The 19,125-nt window shown below is 53.7% G+C and carries 17 protein-coding genes and 1 pseudogene; 8 read left to right on the top strand and 10 right to left on the bottom strand.

Annotation, left to right across the window (positions count from 1 at the left end; genetic code table 11):
- Window positions 1-66: 66 nt before the first annotated feature.
- The 3 genes and pseudogenes from ABRP30_RS15565 to ABRP30_RS15555 all read right to left on the bottom strand — a co-directional run.
- Window positions 67-1,476: an amino acid permease gene (locus ABRP30_RS15565; protein WP_349975794.1), complete on the bottom strand. Its 1,410-nt coding sequence runs from the start codon at window positions 1,474-1,476 to the stop codon at window positions 67-69.
- 284 nt (window positions 1,477-1,760) lie between these two features.
- The gene (locus tag ABRP30_RS15560; protein ID WP_372490495.1) at window positions 1,761-2,525 is read right to left on the bottom strand and encodes a methyl-accepting chemotaxis protein; all 765 of its coding nucleotides are present in this window, start codon (window positions 2,523-2,525) and stop codon (window positions 1,761-1,763) included.
- 141 nt (window positions 2,526-2,666) lie between these two features.
- A pseudogene (locus ABRP30_RS15555) lies at window positions 2,667-3,617 on the bottom strand (cache domain-containing protein); the annotation flags it as partial.
- Between the two features lie 360 nt (window positions 3,618-3,977).
- Between ABRP30_RS15555 and ABRP30_RS15550 the strand changes: the two are divergent.
- The 5 genes from ABRP30_RS15550 (at window position 3,978) to ABRP30_RS15530 (ending at window position 9,996) form a co-directional block, all read left to right on the top strand.
- Window positions 3,978-4,523 (top strand): PepSY-associated TM helix domain-containing protein, encoded by a 546-nt coding sequence (locus tag ABRP30_RS15550; RefSeq protein WP_349975796.1) that lies wholly within the window; start codon window positions 3,978-3,980, stop codon window positions 4,521-4,523.
- 998 nt (window positions 4,524-5,521) lie between these two features.
- Window positions 5,522-6,175: a hypothetical protein gene (locus tag ABRP30_RS15545; protein ID WP_349975797.1), complete on the top strand. Its 654-nt coding sequence runs from the start codon at window positions 5,522-5,524 to the stop codon at window positions 6,173-6,175.
- Between the two features lie 496 nt (window positions 6,176-6,671).
- A complete protein-coding gene (locus ABRP30_RS15540) occupies window positions 6,672-8,099 on the top strand; it encodes a hypothetical protein (protein ID WP_349975798.1) in 1,428 nt (475 codons plus the stop codon).
- A 17-nt stretch (window positions 8,100-8,116) separates the two neighbouring features.
- Window positions 8,117-9,283 (top strand): hypothetical protein, encoded by a 1,167-nt coding sequence (locus ABRP30_RS15535; protein WP_349975799.1) that lies wholly within the window; start codon window positions 8,117-8,119, stop codon window positions 9,281-9,283.
- 47 nt (window positions 9,284-9,330) lie between these two features.
- On the top strand, window positions 9,331-9,996 hold the full coding sequence (locus ABRP30_RS15530) for a hypothetical protein (RefSeq protein ID WP_349975800.1): 666 nt from the start codon (window positions 9,331-9,333) through the stop codon (window positions 9,994-9,996).
- A gap of 165 nt (window positions 9,997-10,161) precedes the next feature.
- Here the strand turns inward: ABRP30_RS15530 and ABRP30_RS15525 are convergent, their stop codons facing one another.
- The 3 genes from ABRP30_RS15525 to mobH form a co-directional block, all read right to left on the bottom strand.
- Window positions 10,162-10,992 carry an ATP F0F1 synthase synthase gene (locus ABRP30_RS15525; protein WP_349975801.1) on the bottom strand — a complete coding sequence of 277 codons (831 nt, stop codon included), beginning with the start codon at window positions 10,990-10,992 and terminating at the stop codon, window positions 10,162-10,164.
- A 3-nt stretch (window positions 10,993-10,995) separates the two neighbouring features.
- Window positions 10,996-11,553 (bottom strand): hypothetical protein, encoded by a 558-nt coding sequence (locus tag ABRP30_RS15520; protein WP_349975802.1) that lies wholly within the window; start codon window positions 11,551-11,553, stop codon window positions 10,996-10,998.
- A 510-nt stretch (window positions 11,554-12,063) separates the two neighbouring features.
- Complete coding sequence (mobH, locus tag ABRP30_RS15515; RefSeq protein WP_349975803.1) at window positions 12,064-13,764, bottom strand: MobH family relaxase; 1,701 nt, start codon at window positions 13,762-13,764, stop codon at window positions 12,064-12,066.
- 221 nt (window positions 13,765-13,985) lie between these two features.
- Between mobH and ABRP30_RS15510 the strand changes: the two genes are divergently transcribed.
- On the top strand, window positions 13,986-14,180 hold the full coding sequence (locus ABRP30_RS15510) for a hypothetical protein (protein WP_349975804.1): 195 nt from the start codon (window positions 13,986-13,988) through the stop codon (window positions 14,178-14,180).
- Between the two features lie 125 nt (window positions 14,181-14,305).
- Window positions 14,306-14,671 (top strand): histone-like nucleoid-structuring protein, MvaT/MvaU family, encoded by a 366-nt coding sequence (locus ABRP30_RS15505; RefSeq protein ID WP_349975805.1) that lies wholly within the window; start codon window positions 14,306-14,308, stop codon window positions 14,669-14,671.
- An 82-nt stretch (window positions 14,672-14,753) separates the two neighbouring features.
- On the opposite strand, the gene ABRP30_RS15500 is transcribed toward ABRP30_RS15505, so the two are convergent.
- The 3 genes from ABRP30_RS15500 to ABRP30_RS15490 form a co-directional block, all read right to left on the bottom strand.
- Window positions 14,754-15,692: a zincin-like metallopeptidase domain-containing protein gene (locus ABRP30_RS15500; RefSeq protein WP_349975806.1), complete on the bottom strand. Its 939-nt coding sequence runs from the start codon at window positions 15,690-15,692 to the stop codon at window positions 14,754-14,756.
- Between the two features lie 85 nt (window positions 15,693-15,777).
- Window positions 15,778-16,101: a hypothetical protein gene (locus ABRP30_RS15495; RefSeq protein ID WP_349975807.1), complete on the bottom strand. Its 324-nt coding sequence runs from the start codon at window positions 16,099-16,101 to the stop codon at window positions 15,778-15,780.
- A gap of 297 nt (window positions 16,102-16,398) precedes the next feature.
- Complete coding sequence (locus tag ABRP30_RS15490; protein WP_085663843.1) at window positions 16,399-16,764, bottom strand: DUF3085 domain-containing protein; 366 nt, start codon at window positions 16,762-16,764, stop codon at window positions 16,399-16,401.
- Between the two features lie 452 nt (window positions 16,765-17,216).
- On the opposite strand from ABRP30_RS15490, the gene ABRP30_RS15485 reads away from it, so the two are divergent.
- On the top strand, window positions 17,217-17,579 hold the full coding sequence (locus tag ABRP30_RS15485) for a hypothetical protein (RefSeq protein WP_349975808.1): 363 nt from the start codon (window positions 17,217-17,219) through the stop codon (window positions 17,577-17,579).
- A 4-nt stretch (window positions 17,580-17,583) separates the two neighbouring features.
- Here ABRP30_RS15485 and ABRP30_RS15480 read toward each other — a convergent pair whose 3' ends face one another.
- Window positions 17,584-19,122 carry a conjugal transfer protein TraG N-terminal domain-containing protein gene (locus ABRP30_RS15480; protein WP_313854448.1) on the bottom strand — a complete coding sequence of 513 codons (1,539 nt, stop codon included), beginning with the start codon at window positions 19,120-19,122 and terminating at the stop codon, window positions 17,584-17,586.
- Window positions 19,123-19,125 lie beyond the last annotated feature (3 nt).

Genomic DNA, 19,125 nt, shown 5'->3' with positions numbered 1-19,125 from the left:
GGAGGGAAAAACCTGCTGCCCAAAGCGTGGTTCTAGGCAGCAGTGGAGGAAAGATTTGCTCTCTATTTAGGTCATTTTCATGGCCAATGACATGCTGCTTCGCTTGGCTGATAATTCTGGCTGGCTCTTCTGCAGGTACAAGCCGATCGCAACCAAGACGGCGGTCAACCCAAGCGTCGAGAGGAGTTCGACTCGCTGGCCAGGGAAGCAAGCCATCACGACGAAAATCAGCATGATGAATGCGATAGTAGCCTTGGTCAGGTGTGGGAATAGCCACATTTTGACCTCCAGCTTCTCGCCGGCAGCTTCAAGCTTTTTGCGCATGTAGAGCTGGGTAACTGCGATAACGAGGTACATCAACAGTGCGATGGCGCCACTGGTAGCCAAAAGGAATTCAAACACCTGCTTGGGAAGCATGTAGTTGGCCACCAGTGCGAGGATGGCCACCAGCGAAGTCAGGCCAATGGCTGCCAGCGGAACGCCATTTGGAGTGGTATGAGATAGTGCGCGTGGGGCATCACCGCGAAATGCCAGCGAATAAACCATCCGAGAAGCGGTATAGATTGCCGAGTTCAGGCAGCTGGTAACCGCGACCATGACCACGATGCTCATGATCCCAGGTGCCCAAGGGATATTCATCGCGTTGAGCACGGCTTGATACGAACCTTGCGAAAGGCCAGGAGCATTCCAAGGAATTAGGCAAACAACCACGAACATCGAGCCGAGGTAGAACAGGCCCAGGCGCCAAACTACAGAGCGGATGGCTTTCTTGATATTGGCCTTCGGCTCCTTGGTCTCAGCGGCGGCGATGGTTACGACTTCACTGCCTTGGAAGCTGAACATCGCGGTCAGCAGGGCTGCGACGATGGCTACGTAGCCGTTCGGAGCGAAACCGCCATTGGCTGTGAGGTTCGAAATACCGCTAACAGATGAGCCTGGCAGTACGCCAAAAATCGCCAGGCCACCCAAAATGATGAACGTGACGATCGCGATGACCTTGAACAGGGAAAGCCAGTATTCCATCCGACCGAAGCTGCCAACGCTGAGGCAATTGGTTGCGATCAACCCAGCGGTCACGATCCCTGCTGCGAGCCAATGGGGTATGCCGATCCAGTCGCCCAAGATGTTGCCTGCTACGATTGCCTCGATGCTGATCACCAGCACGTAGAACCACCAGTAGAGCCAGCCGATCGAAAACCCTGCCCAGCGCCCAAGGGCCTGGTCGGCGTAGGATGAGAACGATCCGGTGTCAGGTTTTGCAGTAGCCATCTCGCCCAGCATTTGCATGACGAGAATAACAATGAGGGCTGCAGCCAGATAAGCGATGAGTACAGCTGGGCCGGCCTTGGCGATCGCATTTGAGGATCCAACGAACAGTCCTGCACCAATCACTCCTCCAATGGAGATCATGGTTACTTGACGGCCCTTAAGGCCGCTTCCTAAGCGGTTGTTGTGCTTATTTATCTTTGTATTCATACCACTACCACGCTTGCACACAGTTGTTTTTATGTCGCCCACAAGGCTTCACACGCGAAGAAGCAAAGATACGCATATCGGTTCGTTACGATTATGGTGTCTTTAGTCAAAGCGGGTTTGCCTGGAGATCAAAGCGTGAGTGTGTTGGTTGGGGCATGGCGCAAGTGCACTAGACAGCCACTACTTATGATCGGAGCGAAGGAAGCCGTGGCTCCCGGCGCAAGACCACGAAGACCTGAGGCTTCCAGCTACCGCTTGATCGGCGGTCTGAGCGACCGAGTGCTTTATATTTTAAAGCCGTCCACCAGCTTGATCAGCCGATGTGTTTGATGATCCAGGGCGGTGCAAGCATCCAGCGTAGCCTGCAAGTTTTCCACCGCAGCCTGGTTCAGATCGCTGATGTGGCTGATGTCGACGTTGAGCGCTTCAACCACTGCAGTTTGTTCCTCCGTTGCTGCCGCCACTGATTGGTTCATCCCGTCGATGTCTCCAATCCGAGCGGTAACGCTGTTGAAATGTGAGCCAGCACGGTTGACTGCCTCCACGCTGCCGGCGCTTTTTTCTTGGCTCTTCACCATCATCGATACAGCACCGCTTGCCTCGACTTGAAGCTCTTGGATCATCTTTTCGATCTCTTGAGTCGACTGCTGGGTGCGGTGGGCCAGGCCACGGACTTCATCGGCGACCACGGCGAAGCCACGACCTGCCTCACCAGCTCGGGCAGCCTCGATGGCAGCATTGAGCGCCAATAGGTTTGTCTGCTCTGATATGCCGCGTATCACGGCCAGAATTTGGCCAATGTCGCCTGTACGGCTGTTGAGCGATTCGATGGCGTTACACGACGCCTGGATGGCTTCCGACAGCGACCCCATGGCTTGAATGGTCTGCTCGACTACCTCTTGCCCATCGCGTGTCTTGGACTTGGCCGACGAGGCTTGCCTGGAGGCTTCGCTGGCATTGGTTGCGATTTCATGAGCTGCGGCCCCGAGCTCGTTGATTGCGGCGGCAACGGAGGTGGTGCGCTGGGTTTGCTCATCCGTGTTCTGCATTGAGTGATTCGAGGTATCCAGCACCTCCTGTCTCACCTGGTAGAGATCTTTCGTAGCCGCAGCTACATCTCGGATGGAACCGTGAACACGTTCTACAAAGCGATTGAACGCTTGCGCCAATTGCCCAAACTCATCATTGGCCGTCACCGTTAGCCTGCGCGTCAAATCTCCTTCACCGGCTGCGATATCTTGCATGGCGGAGGTGATGCCCCGCAGTGGAATGAGCAGGTATTGGATCAGGAAGCCCAGGAGCACGATGGTGGCAAGCACTGTGACGGCGATCGCTACTACCGCTGTCATCCGGAAGTTTTTGAGCGGCTCGAATGCTTTCTCCTTGTCGATCGACAGGCCGAGGTACCAATTCACAGATGGCAAGCCGCTGATCTTGGCGAAGTGGATCAATCTGCCTCGCCCCTCAAGCTCGACGTCATTCAGGTCTTGAGTAATCGACGGTTTATGCCCAGGGTAAATCTCCGCTAGCGATTTGTTGACCTGCTCAGCGATCGGGCTAACCAGCACCTTCCCATCAGAATTGATGAGAAATGCGTAACCTAGCCCGCCAAGGTCAATGGAGTTCACCGCTTTGACCATTGCCTCCAGGCTCAGGTCACCACCCCCAACACCGATCAACTGCCCCTTGGAGCGAACCGGAGCCATTATCGAAAGTACGAGGGTTTTTGTGACCATGTCCAGATAGGGTTCAGTGATGGTGGTGCCGTCTGCGGCAACGGCATTTTTGTACCAAGGCCGTGACCGGGGGTCGTATCCTTCAGGCATCTCAGAGTGGGGTGAAGTGATGAACTCTCCGTTGCTGGTACCGATTGACCTCAAGCTGAATACGCCACTGACGGTTTTCCCGCTCAGGTGTCCATCGATGCTAGTACGTGACGGGTCGAGCTCAATCCCTTGAAGCATCGTCTCGATGGTTTGCACGCGCCCCAATAGCCAATTCTGAATATCGCTCGCGTTGGTTTGGCCGGCTTCTGCCAAATTTTGGGCAATCGAGTTTTCGAGGGCGCTGCGCTGGTAGGAGTCTGTGTAGAGCGTGAAACCGGCGAATGCCGCGATCACTACCAAAGAAGCCGCGCACATGATCTTGTGACTGAATTTCAGACTTGATTTCATTTATTGTACTTCGCAACAAGCCAAGGAATGGTCGGCCACGCCGTTTCTCACGGCACCACCAGGGCCGGCTGTGTCTGGTGGTGGAGCAGCGTCATTGGGTGAGCCTATAGAGCTAGACGCTTCCCTTCCCAGAGGGGGATTCCAGGAGAGGTGTGTGGTATTTTTTTTTACCACTTGTGGCGGCGCTTATCAATGGCTGAGTGACATGACCTGAGGTCTGGGGATCTTTGCCGCGATGGTCGGACTGATCGCCCTAGTCGCCGGCGTTTACACTCATGCGCGGCTGTTCCAGGACCTGTGCCTCTTGAGGGCAAAGGCCCCCGCCGGTTGCTCCACCTGCACAACCTGGGCGGCGTGTTCGCCTTGCCGTTTCATGCGTTGATCTTGCTGAGCGGCCTGCTGATTCAGTTCCCGCTGTACCTCTCTGCGGCCATCGATGCGCTGTATCCCGGTCAAACCGGGCAGTTCGAGGTGCAGGCCAACGCCGACTACAGCGGTGCGGCGACGGGCACCGCGGGGCCATTGGCCTCGCCCGACGGCATGCTGGCTCAGGCCCACCAGCATGGAGCGGTGGTGAGCCTGCGTTCGTCAGGGTCTGGCACCCTGGCCACGCCAATGCTTACGTCGAAGTCAGCCGCAGCGTGGCCGACCGCCCGAGCCTGGACGGCCAGACCTTGTACTTCGACGCCGTTAGCGGGCGGCGGCTGCATGAGTCGCGGCTGCCGCCCGCAGCCGAGAGCCGAGCTGTGCAGGCCGGGCTGCACGTGGCGCCCTTACATCAGCCTAGCTTGCACGGCCTGTACTTTTCGCGGGCCTGAGTGGTTGCATATGCTCGCCAGCGGCCGCCGTACTGATTGGCCAAGCGCCACCTGAAGCAGCCAGCCCCGAGAGAAGGATGCGATGGCTTCAGGGAAGCCAAACCACTTTCGTGCAGTGATTAGAAATTTGGTAACCCAAAGTACAGGGCTACACTCGAGCTCTTCCAGGCTTTTGACTCACATGTTTTCATCGCTGCCAAAAAACATTTGGACATGGCTTTAGGGCGGTATTTCTGCTCCGAAAAAGCAGAAATGTACCCCCGAAAATATCCCCGATACCCCCAACAACATTCGCCATCGCGAATGGCGATTTTCTGACAGTTGTCGGAGTGGCGCACAGTGGACCTCAGTGTACCTCCATGGCCGGATCGACGTAAGCAGGGCGGGGCTGTATCAACATGGGGCGTATGTCACGAACGGCAGCTATCGACCTAGGCTGTGTGAAAACCTCACCTGCTTTTTTCCAATCATGTTCCTACGCGAATTCTGAAAAAGCTTGGCTGCTCAACTAACCCAGAATTCACATAGAACGCGATTTTCAGGTTGTTTTTTGATCAGTTGCATCGGTCGGGAGGTTTTCACACAGCCTCGGTCGAAAGCGGCCGGTCACGACGGACCGCTATCGAGCCATATGGCTCTTGCATGGGGTGCAAGGGGTCGAGTGTTCGAATCACTCCGTCCCGACCAAAAAACTCCAAAGAATCCAGTCACTTAGCGGTGACTGGATTTTTTTATGGGCAGCAAGAAATTCACGCTGAAAAAAATACCCCTACTTATCCCCCTACTCGAAACCGTGGCCTCACTCAGTGAGAAAGTGACCAAGCGTCTCTTGCCACCCTGGGTACCGCTACCGAGCTGTGCTCACCAAAAAGAGCGCGCTGATATCCGGGTCATGCTCTCATTTCCACCGAGCAAGCCGCCAAGGTGATCGCGCATTCGGGAGGTTCCATGGACACAGCCCATCTCCTGTATCAAGCATGTTATGGCGGCAAAGGCCATCATTAAGCTATCATTTGTGGCTACTAAGGGATTGACGCACGCACAGGGGGAGATGTGTCTCACGCGCTTGAACATACCGCTCGTAAGCGAGATGCGATTCGCATTTTGTTTATATTGGACCAAGCTGGTACTCCACCAGGTGCTGGAGCCCCTCCGGGGGCGGTTGCAGTGATAAAAGCAGAGAAGCGCTTGCAGGCACTGGACTTCTGGATTCGTTGCCCGGATTACCTGGCAGCAGAGTTGCTTGCGATGCATGTTCAATACCCCGATCGGGGCTATCTCGCCGAAGCGGTATGCGTCATGGAGGGGGATGAGCCTGATGTTCGTCGCCTTGGAATGATCCGTTTCCTGTTCGGTGCGTGGGAGCAGATTGATGATTCCATGTCTCTTTTGATCTCGCTTGGGCTTGCGAGGATCAAGCGCAATATCAAACCTGATGGAAAGGTTACCCGTACGGACTTCTACTTATTGGACGCGGGCCGACAGCTCGCCAATCAGCTCTCATCAGGCTCAACACATCTCGCCTGGTATCGAGACAGAGCCAGACTCGTTGCCCTGGTAGCGGGTAACTGTAGCGGTGACGACTTGAAAGAACGCCAATACGCCCAGGCGGAATATCAGGGCGCCCGCTGGGGACAAGTCATCGGCCCGATCAAGCAAAGGGTTCAGGAAAGCTTGAAAGAGCTCACCAAGGAAAGTATCCAGTGAACAGCTCATTTATAGAGTCAGTGGCAGCTAAAGCTGGCCAATCTCCCGAGTCGGTGAGTGAAGTACTTCTCCGACACAATGTTGTCGAATCGCCAGCCCCACCTGCGTCAAGACAGCTACGTGTTCTCAATGTGGCCTTCTCAGGCGAGAAGATTATCCATGGCCGCACTGAGGGGATCGATTTCAAATGGGAGCCCAAGAAAAGTGGCGTGAACATCATCGCTAGCGACGATAACTTCGCCGGCAAATCCAGCATCCTGCAAATAATACTTTGGGCCTTGCGAGGCGAGCCCAAATCATTAACGAGTACCGTACAGAGCTGGATTCGGAACACTCAGGTAGAGCTCCTCGCAGGTGATCGTCGAGTTCGAGTTAAAATAGACGTGCAGAGGGTCGCCCCCACGGTTCCGTAGATCTGCTGACTAATGATGGATCGATTATTCACTCTCTGCCGTTCGCTTCAGCAGATATGTTCAAAGCTCGCATGAATAGCCTAATGCTAGATGCGCTGGCACTCGAGCCCATTGCCACATCTCGGGAAATGCCTTCACAGAACAGAACAGTGCTCTATTCAGACGGCTGGACTGCATATACTGGTGCTTTTTTATTTGACAGCGACAGCAGTGCACTGATCGGTGAGCATGTTGGATCGGATTTCACGCAGCGTTTGCTTCAAGTGTTTCTGGGCATTCCATGGGCAACAACGCTTTTCCAGGCCCGGGCAGCTAAACGAGTAGCTGAATCCCAGGTCCAGTCTCGCCGGCGCGCAATAGGCAAATTGGGCGATCAATCTGTTGAAGATCTTCAAGCCAGGCTCGCGGAGACCAGGCGCAAGATTGCGGACGGGACTGCTCGTGACCAAGCTTTAGCAAAACTCGCCTCCGCCAAGGCTAAATTTTCCGAACTTAGTTTGAAAGTTTCGGGGCTCCAAACGGCGATATTCGTTTTGAGTTCAGAGATTTCCGCAGGTGAGGATGGTTTAATTCAGAAGAAGCGCGTCCTCTTAGCATGCGAAGAAGAGCTTGCAGCATCCAAATTTCTTGGAAGGCTAAACCCTACATGCTGCCCACGCTGCACGCAGACCTTTACTGAAAATCGGCTCAACCAAGAGCGCCTCTCCGGAGACTGCTCCGTTTGCTTATCACCTGTACAGGCAGAGTCGGCCGTCGACTATGAAGCCCTGAAGGAAACAACAAAGAAAGACATAAAAAAGTCTGAAAAACTACTTTCGGCAGTGAAGTCAAAATCCGTAGAGTTCGCAGCTGAGCTTGTAAAAACTAGAGCAGACCTGGACGCCACGGCCGAAGAGGTGGCGAAACTTTCAGGCCGTGGTACCGCTCTGGAAGAGCAAACGCTTTGTTTAGAGGCTGCACGAATTGAGGGGATTCTTGAGGCGGTTACTAAGCTGGTAGGGAGCGACACGGGTGAAGAAGCCGCAGTTGCAGTGTTGGCGGCTGCAACGGACGAGGCGAAAAGGATGGTCGAGGCATCGGCCGAGGCTATCCTAGAACGATCTAGTGAGTTGATTTGCGGCCTATTAACACGCCTTGGGATGAAGGACGTTGAAAGAGTTGTTTTGAAGCGCAACGCCAGCATCGAAATTCACAAGGGGGGAGGCAAGTCCACTTTTACTAAGCTCTCGGCTGGAGAGCGTCTTCGGGTACGTATCGCAACAATCATTTCTCTTCTCCAAGCTTCAGAACAATCCGGTGTGGGCCGACATCCTGGGCTACTGATAATCGATTCGCCAGCAAAAGAAGAGATGGCTGATGCTAACGTGGAAGAGATGCTCGGAGCCCTTTCGGAGCTATCTAAAGACGTGAATGTGCAGCTGTTCGTTGCGTTTCGGGGTACCAAGCGCGCACTGGAGCACTTTGAAGAGGAGCGCTGCTTGCTGGCTAAAGCCGGTACAACGCTTTGGTAATAGCGCAAGGAGGCGTTATGTGGGCCGCACACTCAAAACTTGAGCATCTATTGCAAAGCGCCGTCGAAGCAGGCGACGAAATAGACGTTGATGCCTTTCCTGAGGCCTTGCTAATGGCGGAGTGGGACCAGTTGGTGCGTACTCCACTGTTTGGGGATTTTACTGATCTGCTGCTGAAACAGTGGCATGATTTGGATGACTATGAGACTGCTTTAAAAGCCATCTGTGTGGGAATTCGGACGAATCCTTGGCGTGATGCATTTATTCATGCAGTTAATACCATCATGGAGGCCGAAGCAGTTGACCATAGGTTAATTGTAAAGGCACTCGATGCGCGCGCTGCGGATGAAATCAGCTCACTGGACATCCGTATTGAAGCTGTCACGTGTTTAACACAGCTCGCTTTGCACACTCCCAGTCTAAAAAGCTTTGCGATCGCTGGTGTAATGCGCCTGATAGATGCTAAAGACGATTGGGTGAAAGCCAAACTCTGCCGTGTCACATCGGTGCTACATGATCACTTGGGTTGGGAAGACGCTGTTGAATCGTTGCAGGTTTTGACGCAGTGTGAGGGGTGTGCTGTCGAGGCAAGGGTGGAACTCGGCTTCGTAGAAATGGCCAATGCGTTTGGTGCTGAAGATTTGAGCGAGATGATGGACAGTTTTTCTCGATCTGCTACGTGGTTCAGAGCAAGTGCATGTCTCTCGGAAAACTCTGCAAGAGCCCGGATGTATGCTGCCGTAACGGGCGAACTCGCCAGATCTCTGAAAACTGACTGTTGTGCAGGCGACCTTCTCGAATCATTAAGTAAAGATGCGCATTTTGTAGTCCAATACTCTACCCCTCGAGCCGGGGCCTCTTGGCTTTCGCCCCCCGCAGAAGCTGAGCTTGAGTGGATTCCCCTTATGGCACCCATACAGAGCGATATTTCCTATAACCCCCTCCTGCTTTTAACTAACGCTATGGCACTGTTCGAAAAAGTAAGGGCGGTGGGCGTAACGCTAAAAGGGGAGCGAACGTTTAGAAAGCCGAACCGGTCAGGTAAGCTTGCAGAAAAGGGGCGCCTCGTAGCCATGGTACATAATTGGCTATCAACCCCAGCTTCCAGAGTTCTCACAGCTAAAGGAAGGCAGGTGCTAGAGCAAAACCTTGCATTTACGGCCACCTCGTTGGGAAAGTACTGACGGAGGCCTCTTCTCAGCAAGTTGGCCTCCCTGATATCTTCGCCAATGTGCCCAGCCAGGATCAGGAAAGAATTCTCGCGTTTGAAGAAGGGCACGCGCTGGTCAGGCTGCCGCTGTCGCTTACCGAGCAGCGTCTGGTTGAAGGGGTAATCTCGAAACTAGAGCATAATCGTGACTATCGTGAGACGACCGTAAAGGCTGCAGTAGACCTTCTTGTCGTCAGGCTTTGTAAGTTTTTGACATCGCGTATCGATGCCAGTCCTACTAAAGGATTTTATCGTTACTTAGCCAAGCCTGAAAAAGGACATTCCCTACCCCATGAGACTGAGCTTCAATTCGACCTTAGGGACTATTTGCAAAGCTGCTATCAAGCACCTCTGGTAGAGGTGCCGCATGTAGCAGCTGGACGAACAGATATATATCTACCATTTCAGGGTTTTCGTTTGATTATTGAGGTCAAGCGCTCCACTAAATCCAAGTGGTCTTTGTTCAGTGTCAGACCCCATTCACGTCAAGCCTCCTCCTATAGTGCAAGCGACATTCGAGTTGGCGTGCTGGCCACCCTAGATTTATCTGCACGTCAACCCGGCACTCCTCATATAACTCACTGTTTTGGGGCTTTACATCAAAAGCGTAAAAATGGAGATTTAAGGACGATTATTACAATGAGAGTGCCTGGCAATCGTGACACTCCTTCATCATTATCCGCTTAGGTCCGGGATCCGTTCGACGGATCCCCTGGTGAGATTGCTGTGCGCTATTACCTACTTGGATAGGTCGTGAATCGACACGCCGGATCCTAACTAATCAGAAAAAACGAAATGCCGCGTTTCAGTGTCAAGTCATTTCGTGTGTTGACTGCGATGATATTAATTTACCTACAGAATTTGCACGGAATTGGCCAGCCGCTTCTGATTTCCAAAAAGAGTAGTATAGAAACGTTGCTCAATGCCGTAAATGAGGAGCTTTAGTTGGTGGTCGCTACCGATATCAAAAATCCCTTTAGCTTTATCGAAGTTTAGATGACCAGTGCAGTAGTCATCGATATATCCGACCATTGCAGCTCGTTGCTTAGGGGGGAGTGCTGCCAGCGTGGCCATTGCCAAACCGATCCGTTTCCGGTTGGGTGTGGATACACGAGAGGCGTTAAAATCATTTGAGAGCTCAATGAAGGGTTCCTTGAGGAAATTTTCTACTTCCTGTTGGGTTGCTTCCTTGAACAACAAATCGATTCCTTTAAAAATGTTTGAGATTGCAGCAAGGTTTTTAAAAACTAGCGAGTCAATTTTGGGTAAATAAATGGCATCTGGTGTTTGGTTTACCACGACTCGTACTTGCCCATCGTCAAGCTCTGCAACTTCCCCAAAAATTATGCTTTTCCGCCGCATTAGCAGCGACGGCGTAACTTTTTGAAAGTAGAATGATTCATTCTGTACGCTACAAAGCCATGCGATTTTATCAAATTGACTCTTTTTGAGGTCGATATGGTTCTTGCTGTCGAATGGGTGTTTTAAAAGGTCGATACAGAAATCTTTCTGTGAAAATTTTGGTATCACGAACCACGATTCTTCATCCAAGTTATGATCAGGGTCGTACGGAACACATGCTGCTGCGTCGATTATGACTTCTTCGTAGAGTTTGTTGTCTGACAATACTTTTACTATTGGATGCTTTTGGGCACGTTTTATCTTTGCGAGGACGAAGTCCATTTGTTAGTCTCTGTCGATAAGGGTGTAGTCATTGATTCTGAATGCTTTGTCAATCACAACGTCTTTTGGGGAGCGAAAATTTTCCCTGCTAATCAAAAAAAGTGTTACGTTGGATGACGTTGTAACGTTGTAAAATTCGTAGCCGTAGAGCAGGAAAAGCGGATTAAAGTAGAGGGCTTGTGATCTGTAAGTAAAAACGAATAGTGTGGTGTAGACAAATGTCAGCGTTTGCCAGCTATTGATGCTGAGGGCTACAAAAAAATAGCCTAGATAGCTGGGTAGGAAACTGTTGTTAGCGTGCTCAATGCTCACAACGTCTCCGGTTTTAAAAAAATCCCTTCCCAGGAAGCTGCTTAGGCGCAGACTAAGACCTGTTAGGAGAATTGGGACAGCCAGGTACAAAGCATAAGATGACCCGTCAAGCGCAGCCTTGAGCCAGATTAGCTTCGCATCGGTAATGAGCTCACCAATTTTGATTTCATGCTGCACCAGGTAAACGATGACCAATAGTGAGGTTGCATTAAACGTCAGTAGTAGTCTGAATAATAGGTTGAAGTCCACGCACGTGTCTTCCAGTTTATCGGTTTTCGATGGGTCGATGCTAACAAGAAGTCAAACAGTTGGCCAGTAGGAGTTGCGAAGGCTTGGGTGTTTTTCTGACGTCAAAAAAACAACATTAATCCGGTGCGAGCAGTGAAATTGATTGCAGGATGGGCCTTGCTTTGTTTCTTGGTCTGGAATGTATTCTGATAAAAAATGTGCAGGATTTAAATTTCAGGTTTTGTGATTTACTATTTGAAATTTGTACCATGGTTTGGCTAGTTGCTAAGTATATATATATCATATCCAGCTGTCATGCCCGGTGTTGGTGGTAATCCGCTCTCTAGCCGTCGTTGAATGGTGAATTTGATCTGCATTTTCTGATTGTCGTGGGAGTGATACTCTACAGTTCCGGCTTGCTTGATTGATTCCACTGCTCATGATTGAAAGTGCTAGTGGTATTTTGTTCACAGGTGCTTATGTCAAAGAGAAGGAGTCTTTCATTGTGCTAATTGCAATGCTCTTGATGGTCTACGGTTCAAGCACTAGAAATGGATTGTTGGGATGCTTGTCATTTGAGATGATCTTCGGCTCACGTAAGAGGTAACCATTGAGCGAGCTTTTTTTTCGAGGTCCCTTAACTTTGCATGTCCAAATGTTTTTACCATCGGCTCGCTTCAAGTGAACGGAAAGTTTCTCAAACTCTCGTTGAATGCTGCGCCACTCATCGTTTTTTTGAAATTCGTTGGAACCCCTTGACTGCTCGGCCACGTAACGTTTGAAGATACTTGGTGTCACTAAGAAGAATGTCCCGTTGACCGTATGAACAACGGCCTTACTATCGTTGACGATCAAATGATGACTTCGAACTCCCTCAGTTAGCCATTCTATAAATGTTTTTTCACGCCTGTCGTATGATGGCGCCTCGGTAGGATTGGCGATGTCTTCACACTTGACCTCATCCTGCAGGAGGTCATCCAACTCGCTGAGAAAATCGAAGTTTGGTGTTTGGGGCTGATCAGACGAATTAGTATCGATTGCTGGGCTCGGCCTGTCCTCGCACAGTCCATCTGATTCGTTGGTCAATGGGGAACTGTTCGAAATAATCTCAACTGTCCCTATAAAACTTTGCGGGCGAGTGTCACTGGACCATATCAAGCTCGGTTGCAGGCGAAGGAAGGTGAAGCGGTGCTGCCAGTCACCGTCCGTGACAGTGGCGTTCCAAACCGCTTTGCTTTCCGGTGTCGCTTCCACCAATCCATGTGACTGCAGCTCATCGAACAAGGCGATGTTGGAGGTGGGGATACCGTCCACAGCCTGGGCCAGTAGATGTGCGCGCAGTTTGTCGGTCGTGGTCTTGCTGACCAGCCATAGGTGGTCTTCGGTGAGCCAGCCGGCCGCGCCGGGCTGGTTGAGCTTAAACTCGTTCTTCACCAGATGGCGCAGTCCCGTTAGCAAGTGGTGCTGCAGGGAGTGCTTGGGCGCCTGCAAAGCCTTCGCAGGATTGCCACCGATGCTTTGCGCGGTGGAGACACGGTCAGCCTGCAGCACCAATTCCCCGAGGGTCCCAGCGTGCTCGTAGTGGTCGGCGAGCAGAAACAGCAATTGACTCCACAATTCGGGGTAATCGCTGAGCCAGTCGAGCAGGGCGGGCGACAGGATCTGCGTATAGAGCAACCCCGCCGCGGCGCCGTGCACCTTGTAATTGCGGCCTGGGTGGTAGCGGAAACGGTAGGGCTGGTTCAGCGGGCCGTGCCAGGGGTGCCAGCGTTTGGCATTCTGATACTCGACCTGCAGGTCGACGGCGATTTTGCCGATGTCGTGGAGCAGGGCACCGTAGGCAATCGCGGCGCTCCAGGCATCGGCCTGCGCGGCCTGGTCCTCCGGTGCAGCACCGCTGGGGAGAAGGTAGGACTGGCGTAGCTTCAAGCTGCAGGCGACCAGCTCCAACCCGTGATCGAGCATGCCCCCGGGATAGGCGTGATGATGGCTTTCGCTGGCCGGAAGTTGCTGTACGTAGCGGGCGTAGCGGCGGATGGGCTCGAGGTAGAGCCGATCAAACTGCGCTTCGGAGAGGGCCGTGTACTGCCAGATGCGTTCGAGCAGCTTTCTCCGGTGATCGGCGGCGAGTAGAGATTCGGCCGACAGGGGGAGCATGAAGCCCTCGGCGATGGGCGTGGGGGTGGGCTCTGCCGCCTCACCTTTTTGAAATGTTAACCACCAGCGTTTCATCGCATGACCTGCTGTTCGTTCGGGAGGTCCTTTTGCCTTTTCGGATAGAGCTCTTACCCTTGCGCCCCTTCCATTGCCGCCGTTACCCTTTACCGCCTTGGCCCTTTTCACGCGTGTGATAATTCGAAGCCAGGCACATCGGGATCGGCAACGTATTGGCATAGCGGACCCTTTGTTCAGGGGGTAGACTGCCCGGCATGATTTCTAGAGCAGGGGCACGGATGACGTTGAGTGATGCGGTATTGGTCGTGTTATTGGCCGATCGGATTCATGGCACTGATGCGGCCGTCCGATCTGCAGCCAAGCGCTGTGCGAAAAAGCTGCCCCGCAGCCAGCGCGATATCGTGTTCAAGATTGGAAACAGCGCAAATCCGCGGCAACTTGTTGCGCACCTGTGTCAGCACTTGTCTGATTGAGCGACCAAGCGAGGTGGTTTAAACCGGCGCTATGCAGAAGAGCGCGCGCTTCAAGTAAACCCTCGGTTAAATCCGCAGTCTCAGTTATTATCCCTGCACTTATCCCACGCCTAGGAATAGCATTCATGTCCAAACTTGCCGAGTTCAAAGCACTGGAAGCGCAACTGGCCGCGCAGCTGCAACAGTTGGATGCGATGAAAAACGACTCCGGTTTGAAGCAGGAGATCGAGTTTGAACAGAAACTCAAAGCGTTGCTGGAACAGTACGGCATGGGCCTGCGCCAGGTGATCAGCATTCTGGATCCGTCCAAGGGTCTGAGCGTACCGACCGCGAGTCCGTCCAGCAGCAGCCAGCGCAAGCCTCGGGAGGTGAAACGCTACAAGCATCCACAGAGCGGTGAGGTTGTGGAAACCAAGGGCGGCAACCACAAGATCCTCAAGCAGTGGAAGCAGGAGCACGGCTCGGACACTGTCGAGAGCTGGCTGCAGTAATCAGTGGCTTTCTGACGGCGGCGGGTATCGCGCAGCAGACAAAACAAAGGCCCCGGTTAGGGGCCTTTTTACTGGGTGTGAATCACGCGGTGAGGCGTGCGGGTGTATCCGTGGCTTGATCGGACTGCAAGGCCAACAGGTACTCAGAGGCTTCCCGGGCCCGGCCACTGGCGCGGAAAATGGCTCGTTTGTCTTCCTTGAGTATCTTCATCCAGGACGCCAAGTATTCCTCGTGACGCAGCTCACCCTTAGTACCGGTGAGTGCGCAGAGAAACGCTGCGCCCATTTCTGCGACCAGCTCCTCGAAGGCATACGCCGTGGAGCCGAATGCATGCCCGCCGGTGATGCCTTCACGGTTCAGACGAGTACGATGGCCCGACCAGTGCGTGAGCTCATGCAGTGCCGTTGCGTAGTAGCTGCCGACGTCTTCGAATTGCGCCTTGGTAGGCAGTTGGATCAAATCACGAATCGGCTGATAGAACGCGTCATCGCCGTAGCGATGCTCGATGCGCGCACCGCTGGCGACCAGCAGTTGCTCTGCCGGTTCATGATCGATGAAGGTCGCCGGCTCAGTGTGCTCGGTGGAGGCTGGCTCCTCGCTCGGTAAGCCTTCGGTCTGTTTGATGTTGAACAGGCAGTGCGTCCGAAGCAGCGCAAACTGCACCATCTTGATATTGCCCTGTTCATCACGAACGACTTGACCGTCCTCGTCGTGCGCTTCCTTGCTCATCGGTTTGTAGAGCACCGCGAGGGTGGATTGCTCGCCTTTGCGCACATGGCCTCCGGCTTTGCGCGCCTGGTTGTAGGTCAGCCAGCGATCTTGGGTGAAGCCTCGCAGTCGCGCCTCCGCCCACAGCAGCGGAACGTTGATGCCGGCGTAGGGGCGCCGAGTGATGGCGTTGATGGGAAAAGGGCCGTCAGCGCTTGAACCTGTGGTGGTCCAGGGCTTGATCCAGGGGATCACACCTTGGCTAAGGGCGTTGAGGATCTTATTGGTAACGTCCAGATAGATGTCGGACATGACGTTCTCCGATTGTGAAGGGGAACGCCACCCCATCCGGGAGGTGTTCCCGGTTGGGGTAAGGGCAGAGGAAGTGCTGGTCGTGTCAGAGGATTGTGAGATCCACGGAATGTTCAGCTGGCAAGCGGATGTGCAGGAAAGAAGGGGCGCTACGTGGCGTGATGTGGGCCAAACGCAACAGCGAAAGTTGTTCGGCCGCAGATGGCACGCCGTCCTGTGGCAACTGAATGTGCAGATCAGTTGGACAGGGTGACGAATGAGTAGCAGCCGCCAGAGCACTGGTGAGCAGGATGGCCAGACGTTGTGCTACCTGATCTGCGGAGACGTCTCCTGGGCCAGGCTCCATGAGTTGCTGCCATACGCCAGGGCTGAGCACGACGGCCGTGGAGAGGCTGCAGTGGCTTGACATGAGTACCTCCAGAGTAGATCGCGCGAGCACCTCAGTCGAAGTGTGGCGGGGCTTAGTCGCTGTAAATATTGCCGCGAGCTGGGAGTGCCTAAGCAGTAAAAAACCTGTGTTGAGCGGTGGTCAATGGCCACTCAGGAGCATCGCAAATACGCCTATCCAGAGCGTTCCAAGGAAGGCTGGGCGCTTTAGCTTTCTGATAAATGGCGACCTCGGATGGAACGGAAGGCACCCGGAAAGGCGCTTCCAGAGGTCCCGACAGCGAGCCCTCTGGAAGCGCCTGTGACTTAGGTCAGGTGGTCAAGATTTTCCCGTGGGCTCGACCTCGGCGGCCAAGTACAGGTGAGTGGAAGTGGCTTCAACCACCAAAGATCCTGCTGTCCCGCGAAGACTGGCCAGGACAGGATCTTCGATGTCGAAGTACTCAGCGAAATCGTCACCGCCGAATTCGTCTTTAGCGCGATTCCACCAGGTATCGAAGTCGTCGACCTCGGGGTTGCAGCCAATGGCATACGCCACTCGCTTGCGGCCACTTCCATCGGGTTTGCTCTCGCCGATCTCCGCCATCAGGTAAACGCCGTGGTCCTTTACCAGCATCACTTTGCAGCCATTGATACCGGCCTCGGCTAACACCGCGTGAAGTTCAGAGCCTGTGAAGCGCAGCATGATGAAATCCTCCAAAAGGTGCAGAGGAATGCCACCCGTGCGGGAGAATTCCCAGCACTGGAATGTTTGAGTAGGCGCGTCGAGGGTGCAGGCTTTGGGAGCCCGGGGATTTAGAGGGCGTTCATCACCGCGGGAGCGGTGACCATGCGAGCTGCCGAACGCGAATCGCACTTGGGACAACCATCACATGTGTGACGTAGCCTCGAAGGTCATGGCTACCTGGGATGCTGGATAACCAGCGATTGCATAGTTGGTTTAACAAGCGGACCGGCGGAGCGTCAAGGGCGTTATATGTGAGTCAGAGCGATGTGAGTCCGGGGAGTGCCACCAGTGATCACCACTACCAAACGAGGTGATCAGCGGTAATCGAAATCGGCGGAACAGGAGTAAGCTTTAGCTTGGATCCAAATTCTCACTAGCTCGTAATAATGAGCAGAGAAGGGCGGTGCTGAATGACTCATCAAGCCTTTTCGATTGCCGGTCGTACTACTCTTGGCAGGCATTTAATTCGCGCTGCTGTTCGCACAGGACGCGTGGCAAATCATCTCGAAACCCGCATTCTGCGATCGTCGTTATTGGCTTTTGTACCGTTTCAGTATCGAAAGGTAGGTATCCATATTATCAAGTTGGTGCTGGTGCTTGCCGTTGCATCTGTTGCGTTGTTCTTGGCGATTGGGATGATTGCGATATGGGCCCTAGCCGCACTGCCCATTTCTGAATCTTGTGATGATGAACCCGAGGTGCATGAAGTTAGTCACCCTCAGCATCAGCAAAAGTACCCAGAGCTGTATGATGAATATGGCTCGCTCAGATGAGCCGCTACTTCATTTTCTGAACACCAGTCATGAGGTGTGATGAACCTTTTCCGGCTTGTGTCTGGGCAGCTTCTGTCCCTCTGGTGAGGAGGGTTTGGATGCCGCTCCCTACGTTGTAGCCTGCCCAGCTCATAGCTCCGATGAAAAACATTGGCAACAGCACAAACATCGCGCCCATCACATATTCGATAACCTGAGCAGTGAGTGTTCCATCCATGAATCCGGCTGTCGGTAGCGACAACAACGCCTGATCTGTGGCAGAGACTTGGTTGTACAGGGTTTCGAGCATGCTCGAATCGATCCAGCGCGCGAGCTCCCACCAGAATGTCAGCATATGCAGGGTGAACAGCGCGAACGTGATCGTCATGAGCGCCTTGAGCTGGTAGGTGCTAATCAGCAGCACCAGTGGCAAGCTGATGATAGTGCCCATGATCAGGAAGGCTTGGACCATCGGTAAGGCGGCACGCAGCGCATTCATCGCCGGGAAATTGCTGAATGAACCCAGGGCCAGACCGGTGTTGGTGGCTAGGTTGTTGAGACCTTGTGTCAGGGAGCCGCCTCGGGCGCTGCTGCCGTAGTCCTGGAACACCTGCCCAGGTGCCATGCTCAACGATTGCTGCCGTGGGCTAACCAATTCGCGCAGGGTGGCGTCTTCAATCTCAGTAGAAGTGCGCCCGGTGAGCCAACCTCGCAGCTGCGACATCAGCGACGGATTGACCTCGGCCACCAAGCGGTCTCGCAGTCCGATCGTGCCATCGCTCCACCACTGTTTGCAGGTGGGATAGCCCGCACCGTTGTCGAGCTGGGGCAGCGAGGTATCCCGAGTCTCATCGTATGGCCAATCGACCCTGGGCATTCGCGAGCGATCGGTATCGTAGTAGCCCGGTGTGTTGAGTAGGTAAGTCGAGCCAATCCAGGACGCGTCGTAGCTCTGCGATTCGTCCAATTCAGGTCGATTGGTAAACAGCCGCGAGCGCGAAAAGCCGTAGCAGTCCCGGGTGAAGTCGGCGACCTCCTGCAGCAGCACCTGGTCGTTGATCCGCGAGCTGTCTATCTCCATGCGCATCGCACGGATGTCGGGTGCGCAGGGGATCGACGCCGTGGCGGCGGCGGTGATGCCTTTACTCATGGCATGCACCAGGAACCACCACACCGGGACATTCGCTGACTTCTCGCCGATAGTGTTGAAGGTTGTGCCCCAAGCGGTGTCTGCTGGCTTAGCCATGGAAACGCCACAGCGCTGGCTCGCGGCATCGTCGAAGCTCACCGATGAAAGGTTCAGCGGGAAAAACGGCATGCAGCCAAACAGAATGACCACGTAGCTCATCCACAACCGGTTCTCGACGCGAGGGATCGACAATAGCCCCTTGTTGCCCTCGTCGGCACCCTGTTGGCGGGCTGACAGCCATTCCTGCAGGATGATTGCACCGAAGGGCGCGGCGAACAGCCCGGTGTCTGCCAGCGTGTTCCAGATGCCGTTATTGATGATCCAGGCCAACAGTGAAAGGTAATACTCGAGGTAGCTGTTGGTGCTCATGTTCATGTC

The sequence above is a fragment of the Pseudomonas sp. WHRI 8519 genome (assembly GCF_040224055.2).
Classification (GTDB): domain Bacteria; phylum Pseudomonadota; class Gammaproteobacteria; order Pseudomonadales; family Pseudomonadaceae; genus Aquipseudomonas; species Aquipseudomonas putida_X.
This window is presented reverse-complemented; position numbering and strand designations above follow the sequence as displayed.